At 62.9% G+C, this 12344-nt stretch carries 12 protein-coding genes; 3 read left to right on the top strand and 9 right to left on the bottom strand.

The features are described 5' to 3' along the window. Window positions 1-29 precede the first annotated feature (29 nt). The 7 genes from I6F17_RS24600 to I6F17_RS24570 all read right to left on the bottom strand — a co-directional run bounded on the left by I6F17_RS24600 (window position 30) and on the right by I6F17_RS24570 (window position 7645). Window positions 30-458, bottom strand: coding sequence for a CBS domain-containing protein (locus tag I6F17_RS24600; protein ID WP_225124916.1), 429 nt, complete (start codon window positions 456-458; stop codon window positions 30-32). A gap of 175 nt (window positions 459-633) precedes the next feature. Further along, window positions 634-1956, bottom strand: coding sequence for an oxalate/formate MFS antiporter (oxlT, locus tag I6F17_RS24595; RefSeq protein WP_225124907.1), 1323 nt, complete (start codon window positions 1954-1956; stop codon window positions 634-636). Between the two features lie 246 nt (window positions 1957-2202). Continuing rightward, window positions 2203-3495, bottom strand: a complete 1293-nt coding sequence (oxlT, locus tag I6F17_RS24590; RefSeq protein ID WP_128262568.1) for an oxalate/formate MFS antiporter — start codon at window positions 3493-3495, stop codon at window positions 2203-2205. Between the two features lie 411 nt (window positions 3496-3906). Beyond that, window positions 3907-5406: a tripartite tricarboxylate transporter permease gene (locus tag I6F17_RS24585; RefSeq protein WP_036035157.1), complete on the bottom strand. Its 1500-nt coding sequence runs from the start codon at window positions 5404-5406 to the stop codon at window positions 3907-3909. A 42-nt stretch (window positions 5407-5448) separates the two neighbouring features. Continuing rightward, the gene (locus tag I6F17_RS24580; RefSeq protein WP_036035156.1) at window positions 5449-5946 is read right to left on the bottom strand and encodes a tripartite tricarboxylate transporter TctB family protein; all 498 of its coding nucleotides are present in this window, start codon (window positions 5944-5946) and stop codon (window positions 5449-5451) included. Window positions 5947-6029: 83 nt separating this feature from the next. Further along, entirely contained in the window at window positions 6030-7037 is a 1008-nt protein-coding gene (locus tag I6F17_RS24575; RefSeq protein ID WP_225124904.1) for a tripartite tricarboxylate transporter substrate-binding protein, read from the bottom strand. A gap of 470 nt (window positions 7038-7507) precedes the next feature. Next, complete coding sequence (locus I6F17_RS24570; RefSeq protein ID WP_167361641.1) at window positions 7508-7645, bottom strand: hypothetical protein; 138 nt, start codon at window positions 7643-7645, stop codon at window positions 7508-7510. A gap of 263 nt (window positions 7646-7908) precedes the next feature. Between I6F17_RS24570 and zigA the strand changes: the two genes are divergently transcribed. Next, window positions 7909-9114 carry a zinc metallochaperone GTPase ZigA gene (gene zigA / locus I6F17_RS24565; protein WP_057030072.1) on the top strand — a complete coding sequence of 402 codons (1206 nt, stop codon included), beginning with the start codon at window positions 7909-7911 and terminating at the stop codon, window positions 9112-9114. A 121-nt stretch (window positions 9115-9235) separates the two neighbouring features. Continuing rightward, entirely contained in the window at window positions 9236-10561 is a 1326-nt protein-coding gene (locus I6F17_RS24560) for an Hsp70 family protein (protein WP_225124902.1), read from the top strand. A gap of 41 nt (window positions 10562-10602) precedes the next feature. Here the strand turns inward: I6F17_RS24560 and I6F17_RS24555 are convergent, their stop codons facing one another. Beyond that, window positions 10603-11181 (bottom strand): cytochrome c, encoded by a 579-nt coding sequence (locus I6F17_RS24555; protein ID WP_225124900.1) that lies wholly within the window; start codon window positions 11179-11181, stop codon window positions 10603-10605. Between the two features lie 153 nt (window positions 11182-11334). Then, a complete protein-coding gene (locus I6F17_RS24550) occupies window positions 11335-11778 on the bottom strand; it encodes an SRPBCC family protein (RefSeq protein WP_036005710.1) in 444 nt (147 codons plus the stop codon). Between the two features lie 244 nt (window positions 11779-12022). Here I6F17_RS24550 and I6F17_RS24545 point away from each other — a divergent pair, with 244 nt between their 5' ends. Next, window positions 12023-12268: a hypothetical protein gene (locus I6F17_RS24545; protein WP_225124898.1), complete on the top strand. Its 246-nt coding sequence runs from the start codon at window positions 12023-12025 to the stop codon at window positions 12266-12268. Window positions 12269-12344: the final 76 nt, after the last annotated feature.

The following is a 12344-nucleotide window of genomic DNA, read 5'->3' as shown; positions in this document are numbered from 1 at the left end:
AACCGCTGCGTACTTTTCCGGATCATGCTTTAAGCCGCCGCTTGCGGCGCGCCGTTGAGCGCCTCGTCCATCGCCGCAGCGATGTCGCGCATGCTGATGACCGAGACGAGGCTGTAATCGTCGATCACGGGCAGATGGCGGATGTGATGACGGTTCATCAGATGCCGGACGTGCTCGATCGTGTCGGTGGAGGTGCAGGACACCAGCTGCTGCACCGAGACCAGCTGGGAGACCTTGACGTTGACGGCGCCCCCGCCGTGTTCGGCGACGGCGCGCACCACGTCGCGCTCGGTGAACATGCCGACCGCGGTGTTGCCCTCGGAGCGGACCACATCCTTGACCACCAGCGCGCTGATATTGTTGGCGCGCATCAGCTTGGCCGCGATCCCCACCATTTCGTTCATACGCACCGTGACAACGCGCGGCGTCTTCTTGCGCAGAATGTCTCCGACCAGCATTGCAACCTCCCTGGGTGAGTGGTGAGGAAGTGTGGTATACATAATGCCAATCGTCAAGCGCTGGATTTGGCGGATCCGAAAAATCTTGCGACAGGCGTACTGACATTATCGCCGCGCCCCAAAAAGAAAGGGGCGCATCGGTGCGCCCCTTCGCAAGCCGGCAAGGTTCAGCCGCTCACGCCGTCTCGGTCTTGGCAGTGCCGGTCGCTTTGTCCGTGCGCTCGGCTTCCTGGCCGTGGATGAAGGCGCGGCGCAGCGGCTTGATCACGAGCAGCGCCATCAGCGCCGCCATGGCGTTAAGTGCCACCGCCAGCACGAACACGGTCTTCCAGCCATAGGCGGTCGAGATCACGCTCGCGAGCGGGACGAGCAGGGAAGCCGTGCCCTTCGCAGTGTAGAGCATGCCGTTGTTGGTGGTTGCGAACTTCGCGCCGAAGGTGTCGCCGCAGGTCGCGGGGAACAGCGAATAGATCTCGCCGAACACGCCGAAATACACCGCGGTCGCCAGCACGAAGACGACAGGCACCCGGCCATAGGCCGAGAGCGTCAGCAGCATCAAGGCGGCGGTGCCGAAGGCGATGAACATGGTGGGCTCGCGGCCGATCGTGTCGGAGACCCAGCCGAAGAAGGGTCGCCCGAATCCGTCGAAGATGCGGTCGAGCGAGATCGCGAAGGTCAGCGCCGCCATCTGGAAGCCGGCGAGCGTCACCGGCGTGTCGGCAATCCCGAAGTCGTGTGCGATCGGGGCGATCTGCGCCGCAGTGATCAGCCCGCCGGAAGCGACCATGACGAAGACGAGATACATCGCCCAGAAAACAGGGCTGCGCAGCACTTGCGGCGGGGTGAAATCGATCCTGGTCTGCGGCAGGTTGAGCTGCTTCTTCTTCGGCGGAATGGAGAGGCGCGGCGACTGGATGAAGAAGGCGAGCACGAACACGACGAGGCCCTGGGCGATGCCGAAGGTGAGGAAGGCGTGCTGATAGCCGCTCGAGGCGATCATGCTCGCGATCGGCACGATGGTGATCGCGGCCCCTGCGCCGAAGCCGGCAGCGGTCGCGCCCGCCGCGAGGCCGCGGCGGTCGGGAAACCATTTCAGCGCGTTGCCGACGCAGGTGCCGTACACGGCACCCGCGCCCATGCCGCCGACGATCGCCGCCGCATAGAGCAGGGTGAGGCTGTCGGCGGAGGCGTCGAGGATCCAGGACAGTGCGATCATCACGCCGCCGAACATGATGACGATGCGCGGGCCGTATTTGTCGACGAACCAGGCCTCGACTGGCACCAGCCAGGTCTCGGTGACGACGAAGATGGTGAAGGCGAGCTGGATTGCGGCGCGCCCCCAGTGGTGGGCGGCATCGATCGGATCGACGAACAGCGTCCAGCCATATTGCAGATTGGCGATCATCGCCATGCAGACGATACCCATGCCGAGCTGGAGCCAGCGGAAACCGGAGCGAAGCGGCGCGGCGGTGACGGCGCCGTCCGGGCTGGAAATCATCGAGAACCTCCCAATGCGCCTGATTGTCTGTGACACAGGATCGCAAGACGACCTGATGTCGCGAGTATTGTGGCTTATCGTCGCAGACGCGGCGCGGAGATTGGTATACGATATTCCAGATTGCAAGCCCAAACTTGTCACTTCTTGGTGGCTCCGCCCGCGCCCCGGCGATGCGATGCGGCGATGGCCAAAGAAAAACGCCCGGCCGTGAGGCCGGGCGTCGTGCTTGCTGAATTGTACCGCCGGTCAGATCGTCGACTTCGCGACCACGATCTTGCGCCAGGGCTTGAGCACCGCGATCGCCAGCAGCGAAGCCAGGATGTTGGCGCCGGCCGCGATGATGAACACGCTGTCCCAGGTGCCCGACGATTGCTGCATGTAGTTGGCGATCGGCACCAGCAGCGCGGCGGTGCCCTTCGCGGTGTAGAGCAGGCCGGCATTGGTGGTTGCGAACTTGGTGCCGAACGTGTCGGTGCAGGTCGAGGGGAATAGCGAGTAGATCTCACCCCAGGCGAAGAACACGAAGCCCGAGAGCAGCACGAACCAGACCGGATCGTGGCCCCAGAGGTAGAGCATCCAGATGCCGAACCCTTCCATGCCGAAGGCGATGAACATCGTGTTCTCGCGGCCGATCATGTCGGAGATCCAGCCGAAGAACGGACGCGTCAGGCCGTTGAGCACGCGGTCGATCGTGGCCGCGAAGGTCACCGCCGTCATCGTCACCGCCATCAGCGTCACCGGGACGCTGTCGACCTTCCAGTCAACCGCAATCGGCTTCAGGTTCGCGGTGACCATCAGTCCACCCGCGCCGACGATCACGAACATGAAGTACATCAGCCAGAAGATCGGCTGGCGCAGCACTTCGGTCGGCTGATAGTTGCGCCGGGTCTGGATGATATTGGCATTCGCCACCACGTTCGGCACCTGACCCGCTTTCGGCGCGAGCAGGAAGAAGGCGAGGAGGCAGATGATGATGCCTTGCCCGAGGCCGAAATAGAGGAAGGTGGTCTGGAATCCGCTGTCCTTGATCATGGCCTGGATCGGCGCGACGGTCAGCGCGGAGCCTGCACCGAAGCCCGCGGCCGTGATGCCGGCCGCAAGACCGCGCTTGTCCGGAAACCATTTCAACGCGTTGCCGACGCAGGTGCCGTAGACGCCGCCGGCGCCGATGCCTGCGATGATCATGCCGAGATAGTAGCCGTTCAGCGAGGTCGCCTGCGCGTTGATCGCCCAGCCGATAGCGCAGAGCACGCCGCCGACCAGCACCACGATGCGCGGACCGTATTTGTCGACGAACCATCCTTCAACCGGCACCAGCCAGGTCTCGAACAACACGAAGAGCGTGAAGGCCCATTGGATCGAGGCGCGATCCCAGCCGAACGTCTTCTGGATGTCGGGGACGAAGAACGTCCAGCCATATTGGTAGTTGGCGATCATCACCATCGCCGCCACACCGATCGCCAATTGCGCCCAGCGATAGGCATCGCTTACGCGCGCGGCACTCGGGGCCGCTGCTGCCGACTGCACCATGTCCGTCATCAAAAACCCTCCCAAACGCGCCCATCATTTTTATGCATGCGCTGGTGCGCACTCTGGTATGCAATATGCCAAGATTCAAGCGAGGACGGGAAGGTGCGGCGAAATAGCGCGGGCTTGTTCACATGCGCTATGAGCGCGGAAATGTAAAGCCCGATCGCTGTCGGCGTGATGGCGGCGATTGCAGTTGATTCAACCTAAGTGACTGCTTTTGCAGCACTTTATCTTACCTTGGGCAACGTCGCGGGGCATTGTTGAAAGCCAATGCACTTGGCGTTCTTGCACGCCTGCATTGGTCGCGTGCGCCGAGACGCCGTCGGCGGGGGACGGCGCAATTCCTGGAATTCTATATTCCAGAAGTCTGGAGTGCGGCAATTTGGCGTTGGTACCGATGCGGATTGCGCAGGTCCCGCCTCACGCCATCGACGTGCGCAGCCGGCTGTAGCCTTCCTGGATCGCGGACCAGAACAGGGCGACCAAGCCGAGCGCCATGATGGTGCTGACGAGGCCGTTGGAGAAGAACACCCCGAGCGAGCCTTGCGAGCCCAGCAGCGATTGGCGGAAGGCTTCCTCGGCCTTGTCGCCGAGCACGATGGCGAGCACCAAGGGCGCGAGCGGGTAATTGCACTTCTTGAGGAGATAGCCGAGCACCCCGAACACCAGCATCAGCATCACGTCGAAGGTGCTGTTGTGCACCGAGTAGGCGCCGATCGCGCAGAGCACCAGGATCAGCGGCGCGATGATGCCGAACGGCACGCGCAGGATCGCGGCGAAGATCGGCACGCAGGTGAGCACGACAATGAGGCCGGCGAGATTGCCGAGATACATCGAGGCGATCAGGCCCCAGACGAATTCCTTCTGCTCGACGAACAACATGGGCCCGGGCTGCAGGCCCCAGATCAGCAATCCGCCGAGCAGCACGGCGGCGGTCGGCGAGCCGGGCACGCCGAGCGACAGCATCGGCAGCAGCGCCGAGGTGCCGGCGGCATGTGCGGCCGTCTCCGGCGCGATCACGCCCTCGATCTCGCCCTTGCCGAAATTGTTGCCGCGTCGCGCCAGGCGCTTGGCGATGCCGTAGCTCATGAAGGAGGCGGGCGTGGCGCCGGCTGGCGTGACGCCCATCCAGCAGCCGATCAGGCAGGACCGCAGCGAGGTCATCCAGTAGGCGGGCAGCTCGCGCCAGGTCTGGAGCACGACACGAAGGTTGATGCTGGCATTGCCGCCGCGGAAGGCGAGCCCTTCCTCCATGGTCAGCAGGATTTCGCCGATGCCGAACAGGCCGATCACGGCAATCAGGAAGTCGAATCCGTTGAGCAGTTCGGTTACGCCGAAGGTCAGCCGCAATTGCCCGGTGATCGAGTCCAGTCCGACGGCCGCGAGCGCAAAGCCGATCATCATCGCGGCGATGGTCTTGAATGGCGGCTCCTTGCTGAGGCCGACGAAGGAGCAGAAGGCGAGGAAATACACCGCGAACTTCTCCGCCGGACCAAATCGCAGCGCAAAGCCCGCGACGAGCGGCGCGACCAGCGTGATCATGATGACGGCAAACAGCGCGCCGATGAAGGAGGAGGTGAAGGCCGCCGTCAGCGCTTCGCCGGGCTTGCCCTGCTGCGCCATCGGATAGCCGTCGAAGGTGGTCGCCACCGACCATGGCTCGCCGGGAATGTTGAACAGGATCGAGGTGATGGCGCCGCCGAACAATGCGCCCCAATAGATGCAGGACAGCATGATGATTGCCGATGTCGGCGGCATGCTGAAGGTCAGCGGAAGCAGGATCGCGACGCCGTTGGCGCCCCCGAGCCCCGGCAGCACGCCGATGATGACGCCGAGCGTGATGCCGATCACCATCAGCATGATGTTGTAGGGCTGCAGGGCGACCGCGAAGCCGTGAAACAGATTGGCCAACTCTTCCATGTCAAAACGTCCTGCAGCTGCAATTGAACGAACGCGTGGCTCTCACAGACCGAGCCATTCCTCGAGCGGACCCTTGGGCAGCGGCACCAGGAACCAGCGTTCGAAAACCAGATAGGTGACGACCGGCATGCCGATCGCGATCGCGGCCACCGTCAGCCAGCGATAGCCGCCGAGCCAGCGCATGAACCAGGCGATGAAGACCATCGAGGCGACGTAGAGTCCGATGAACGGCATCGAACCGACGTAGATCGCGGTCGGCACCACGACGCTCAAGACCTGGCGCAGCTGCCCCCATTCTGCGAACAGCCGGCCATCGTCGTCGCGCTGCGCATGCCAGAGATTGAGGGCGCTCGCACCGACGATTGCGGCGCCGACGTAAAAGGGAAAGAAGCCGGCGCGCGGCCCCTCTGCGCCCCAGTTGATGCCGGCCTTCAGGCTGCCGAAGATCACGATGAGGCCGAACACGCCGATCAGCAGCGCCATGCCGATTTCCAGCGTCTTGTGCGCCGGGCCTGCGTCGGATCTGGATCGTTCAGTCATGGGACCTCCAGGCGGGAACGCAATCTTTCGCGGGGCGCGGCAGGCGTGAGGACGACGTCCTCAGCCGCCGCCGATGTCGCAGCTCAATTCGCCGATGCGAGGAAGCCGGCTTCCTTCATCAGGCTTTCGTGCCGCTTCTCCTCCGCCTCGATCCACTTGGCGTAATCGGCGCCGGTCAGGAAGGTCGTGTTGAAGGCGCCGCTCTTCATGAACTCCTGCCACTCCGGCGTGGCGCGGACCTTCTTGAACAGCTCGACGTAATATTCGACCTGGTCCTTCGTGGCCTTGGGCGACATGAAGATGCCGCGCAGCATGAGATATTCCATTGCAAGGCCCTGCGACTTGCAGGTCGGAATATCCTTCCAGGCCTTGCCGTCGGCGATCGGCTCGTCATAGGCCATCGGCTGGGCGTCGAACACGCAGAGCGGACGGAGCTTGCCGCCGCGCCATTGCGCGACCGCCTCGATCGGGTTGTTGACGGTCGAATCGACGTGGTTGCCGACCAGCTGCACCGCGACTTCGCCGCCGCCCTTGTAGGGAATGTAGGTGAACTTGGTGTCTATGGCCTTCTCGATGCCGACCGTGATGATCTGGTCTTCCTGCTTGGACCCGGTGCCGCCCATCTTGAACGTGCCGCTTGGTGCCTTCTTCGCGGCCTCGACATAGTCTTTGACGGAGTTGTACGGCTTCTCGGCATTGACCCAGAGCACGAATTCGTCGAGCGCCAGCATCGCAACCGGAGTCAAATCCTTCCAGTTGAAGGGGATGCCCGTCGCCAGCGGCGTCGTGAACAGGTTCGACAGCGTGATGATGATCTTGTGCGGATTGTTCGCCGACGTCTTCACATCGAGGAAGCCTTCACCACCTGCGCCGCCGGCCTTGTTGATGACGACCAGCGGCTGCTTCATCAGATTGTGCTTGGTGACGATGCCCTGGATGGTGCGCGCCATCTGATCGGCGCCGCCTCCGGTACCCGCGGGCACGATGAACTCGACCGGACGGACCGGCTCCCAGGCGGCACGGCTTGCGGTGCTGCTCGCGCACGACATCACCATTGCCGCCAAGGCGACATTCAGAACGAATGGCTTCATCTTGTTCACTCCCTGTCGAACCCTCAACGCAGCCGCTCTTTGTCGGCTTGCGTCAGCCCATCCCGAGTCACATGCCCCGGGTTTACCCTTGCGGTCTAGCACCCATGGCAGTCCCGATAGAAACTGTATGAGCAGGGATAACGCGCGGCATCCGCATCTTTCGGCTAAGGCTTCGCCAAGGGCGCGGCAAACATGCCCCTCGGCCTTCCGTCCTGCGTTACGCTTCCCCGTCCTTACACTTTTGAATCGTGCAACCATTCTTGTTTGAATGGATGGTATGCGAAATGCCAGTAGACAAACAACCGGAATCGTCGGTTGGCATCGGCGGACTAATCGTCGCAGTTGCGCTCGCCTGCGTGGGAGGGCGCGCTGCCAAACAGAAATGGCCCCGACAGGCGGGGCCATTTGGTCAAACAACGTGTTTTTGGCTTCTGTGCCGTCGCCCGTTCGGTGAGGCAGCGAAGGCCTTCTTACAGGCCGAAACGCGGCAAGTCCCCGTTGCGATTGGAGATTTCGGCGCTCGCCAGCAGCAAGCCGTCGATCGCGGCCATCAGGCGGGCGAACAGCGAGGAGGAGGGCGCAAGAGCGACGGAAGCGGTCTTGGACATCGAAAATCCCTTTCTTGAGAACAGTCAGTCTTGCTGTCTCATTTCTGGGAACAATCTATGTATGCCAGATGCCAGCGTCTATGCTCTTGTTTGCATAGCAGCATTCTTTCTTCCGCATTGCGGCATAGGCGGTGAACCCTGGGCGGGCCGAGCGCCTTGACAGGGTCAGGTCGAACAGAGAATGTAATGTTATAACATTACATAGTGAGGTGCCGTGTCTCGTCGTCCTCGGCCCAACCCCCTCAAGAGGCTGTTCGATCTCCATGCCCAAACTCCCCGTCACCGTCTTGTCCGGCTTCCTCGGGGCTGGAAAGACCACTTTGCTGAATCACGTCCTGAACAACCGGCACGGCCTGAAAGTGGCGGTGATCGTGAACGACATGAGCGAGGTGAACATCGATGCGGACCTCGTCCGCGATGGTGGTGCCAACCTCTCGCGGACTGACGAGAAACTGGTGGAGATGACCAACGGATGCATCTGCTGCACCCTGCGCGACGATCTCCTGAGGGAGGTGCGTGCGCTCGCCGAAAGCGGGCGCTTCGATTATCTGCTGATCGAATCGACCGGCATTTCGGAGCCGCTCCCGGTCGCAGCGACGTTCGATTTCCGCTCGGAAGAGGGCGAAAGCCTCTCCGACATCGCCCACCTGGACACGATGGTGACGGTGGTCGACGCCGCCAACCTGCTGAAGGACTATTCCTCGACCGAGTTCCTCGGCGAGCGCGGCGAGGCGCTGGACGGCGACAAGCGGACGCTGGTCGATCTCCTCGTGGAGCAGATCGAGTTCGCCGACGTGATCGTCCTCAACAAGGTGGACGATGCCTCGCCGCAACAGCGCGAGGCGGCACGGCAGATCATCCGCTCGTTGAATCCCGAAGCCGACATCATCGAGGCCAATCACAGCCGCGTGCCGTTCGACCGCGTGCTCAACACCGGCCGGTTCGACTTCGAGAAGGCCCAGCAGCATCCGCTCTGGTACAAGGAGCTCTATGGTTTCGCCGACCACGTGCCTGAAACGCAGGAATATGGCGTCAAGAACTTCGTCTACCGCGCCCGCCGGCCGTTCGATCCGGCGAAGTTCGACAAGTTCGTCAAGGCATCCTGGCCAGGCGTGATCCGGGCGAAGGGTCATTTCTGGCTGGCGACGAGGCCGCAATGGCTCGGCGAGATCAGCCAGGCGGGAGCGATCGTGAGGACCGAAGCGCTGGGGTTCTGGTGGGCGAGCGTTCCAAAGGAGCGGTGGCCGAACGATGAGGCCTGGCGCAAGCGGCTCGGCCAGTATTGGGACAAGCTGTACGGCGATCGTCGCCAGGAGATCGTGTTCATCGGCACCGGCATGGACGAGGCCGAGATCCGTGGCAGGCTGGACGCATGCCTTGTCCCTGATACGTCCACCATGGACATCGCCGCATGGTCCGCTCTCGCCGATCCGTTTCCGGCCTGGCGTCGAGGCGATCAGTCCAACTGATCACGTGCCTGCCAGCCACGCGACGTGAGGTCCGGCTCGACCATCTCGGACCAGGTCTTGCAAGGGGACGGCAAAGCCGTTAGTGCTCTGCCCCCTTTCCAAGCATCATTCAGAGTGGTTCATGTCGAGCGCCTCGCCCGCCGTCTCGATCGGCATCGATTTTGGCACGAGCAACACGGTCGTTGCGCTGGCGGCGGACGACCGCCGGGTCGAAGCCATTCGCTTCGACCATGGCGGGCAGCGCCACAGCGTCTACGTGTCGGCCCTGTGCTTCTGGGAGGACCGGCCGGGCGCCGGTGCCCAGGCGGAGGGCGGGCCATGGGCGATCGAGCAGTTTCTCGAAGGACGCCACGTCTACCGTTTCCTGCAATCGTTCAAGACCTTCGCAGCGAGCTCGAGCTTCAACACCACGCAAGTCTTCCGGCAGCGCTACAAATTCGAGGACATCCTGGCGGCGTTCCTGCGCACGCTGGCGCGCCATGGCGGGGACAAGTTCGGCTTCGAGGCGGCGAACATCACGGTCGGCCGCCCTGTGCGCTTTGCCGGCGGCAATCCCGACGAGGCGCTGGCGATGCAGCGCTACCGCGCCGCGTTCGAGCGCTTGGGCGCCGGCCACGCGCGCTATGTCTACGAGCCCGTGGGCGCGGCGTTCTCGTTTGCCCGCAGGCTGGAGCGCGATGCCACCGTGCTGGTGGCCGATTTCGGCGGCGGCACCAGCGATTTCTCCGTGATGCGTTTCTCGCGTGCGGGCGGCGTCCTTCGCGCCGAGCCGCTCGGCCATGCCGGCATCGGCGTTGCCGGCGACACCTTCGACTATCGCATCGTCGACCACATCGTGTCGCCGCGGCTCGGCAAGGGCTCCAGCTTCCGCTCGTTCGACAAGGTGCTACCGGTTCCGACCGGCCATTACACCAACCTGGCGCGCTGGCATCAGCTCGCGATGATGAAGAGCAACGGCGATCTGCGCGAGCTCCGCGAGCTCGCGCGCACCGCGCTGAAGCCCGAGCTGCTCGAGGATTTCATCACCATCGTCGATCTCGACCTCGGCTTTGCGCTTTACCGCGCGGTGTCCGACGCCAAGGTCGGCCTCTCGGCGCAGGACGAGGTGGACTTCCGCTTTAGGGGCGGCGGCGTCGACATCGGCGCGGCCATCACGCGGAAGAAATTCGAAGCCTGGATTGCCGACGACATCGCCCGGTTAGGTGCCACCGTCGACAAGGTGCTGGCCGAGGCCCGCATCGCCTCACGCGAGGTGGAGAAGGTGTTCCTGACCGGCGGCACCTCGTTTGTGCCTGCGGTCCGAAAATTGTTCGCCGACCGCTTCGGCAACGAGCGCCTGATGTCCGGCGACCAGTTCGAGTCGATCGCCTATGGCCTGGCGCTGATCGGGCACAGCGCGGATCCCGAGCGCTGGACGGCAGGCGGAGGGCCTGCCGCGAAGGCATAGCAGGCGGCGTTCGGCGTCTGTGCGGCGACGCTGTTTGATCGCTATTTCTGCTGAATTCGGTTCAGGTAGTCGATCACCGCGAGAATGCGAGTCCGCACGACGACCTCCGGGTTCTGCTGCGGCCCTGCCTTTTGCCAATAATAGGAATCGACGGCGTGAGGCAGGTTGACGATGGGGTTGAACCGCTCGCCCCAGATCGGCATTTCACGGGTGCCGTGCGCCGGAACCGATTTCGACCCGTATATGGTTTCGTAAACGGCGTTGGTGGGAAACACCCCGTTGTTGTTCTTGGTCAACATGGTCAAGTCGGAAGGCCGGATCTTGAGCTGACTGCTGACGGGTCCGCTGCCCCTTGCATCGGCGCCATGACAGCTCGCGCACGAAGACTGAAATTCCGCCTTGCCGATATCGACGTCTTCGCCCTTGGCCGCGGTGGCGAAACCGGCGGCAACACCGGCAATGATCAACCATTCGACAGCAGATCGCATCATTTCGCCTCCGACGCGCGCAGGGAAGACTTCTGCTCCTAGCCGCTTCGCCGTCTTGACGGCTTGATACAAATCAAGACCGCACACCAGTGCCGCCGCGTAGGCAAAGGCGCGCTCCGCCGTGCGCGCCATCTGGCAAGTGCCGTAGGGTGGGCAAAGGCGCGCTCTTCGCACGCCGTGCCCACCATCTTTGCGAGGTTGAGAGACCGTTGGTGGGCACGCTTCCGCCTTCGCTCTTCGAGCTACGGCGGACAAGTCGCTTTGCCAACCCTACGATACTGAACGCTATTCATTGATCTCCGGCTCGACGAGCTTGGCCAGATTACGCAGCGATTCCTGCCAGCCAAGATAGCACGCCTCCGGTGGAATGACGTCGGGGATACCGGCCTGCGTGATGTCGATCTCGGTGCCGACCGAGACTTTCTTCAGGATCACGGTCACCTGGATTTCGCCGGGCAGATTGGGGTCGTCGAATCTGTCGGTGTAGCGGAGACGTTCGCCCGGCACGAGCTCGAGATATTCGCCGCCGAACGAATGGCTGTTGCCCGTCGTGAAGTTCCGGAATGACATCTTGAACGTGCCGCCGACCTTGGGCTCGAAATGATGCACCGTGCAGGTAAAGCCGTTCGGCGGAAGCCATTTCGCCATCGCGTCGGCTTCCAGAAAGGCGCGATAGACCTTCTCCGGGCTGGTGGCGAGAACGCGGTGCAGGCGGACAGTATTGGGCATGGTTTGTTATCCTCAGTGTTGATGGGCCCGAGCTGGCCTCTATGGCCCATTCATGTCACGAGGACGACGGGGAAGGCGCCGATCCGACATGCGTATTGCAGATTATTTGTCGCAGGGGCGGCCGACGTCGCGAGCCCGGCAAGCCCGGCCATGACGATGTGGAGACTTCAGGTTTAACCGCTGCAGGTGAGGAACACGGAGCGTATCGGCTTGTTGTTGGCAGTCAGAACAGGAGACAAGTCAGATGATCAAGAAGCTCATGCTGGGCGCAGCGATCGCCTCGATGATGGGATCCACCGCAATGGCGCAACCCAGTCAGCAACAGGGAGGCGCGCAATCCGGGGTGGGCGGAACGAGCGACACCACGAAGAACAATGACAAAACCAAAGGCGGCATGACGACCGGGACCTCGTCGACCGGCACCACGGACGGCTCGGGCAGCAGCACCCCTGGCGGACAATCCTCCAAGAAGAGCTCGACGCCCAAATGAGTTCAGGAGGCGCTCATTGTTTGGTCTACGGCCAAACGATGGGCGCAAACTTCAAGCCGCGGCAAGGAAGTTCTTT

The organism is Bradyrhizobium sp. NBAIM18, assembly GCF_020193825.1.
GTDB lineage: Bacteria > Pseudomonadota > Alphaproteobacteria > Rhizobiales > Xanthobacteraceae > Bradyrhizobium > Bradyrhizobium yuanmingense.
Note: the sequence above shows the minus strand (reverse complement) of the source record. Positions and strands in the feature narration are given on the sequence as shown.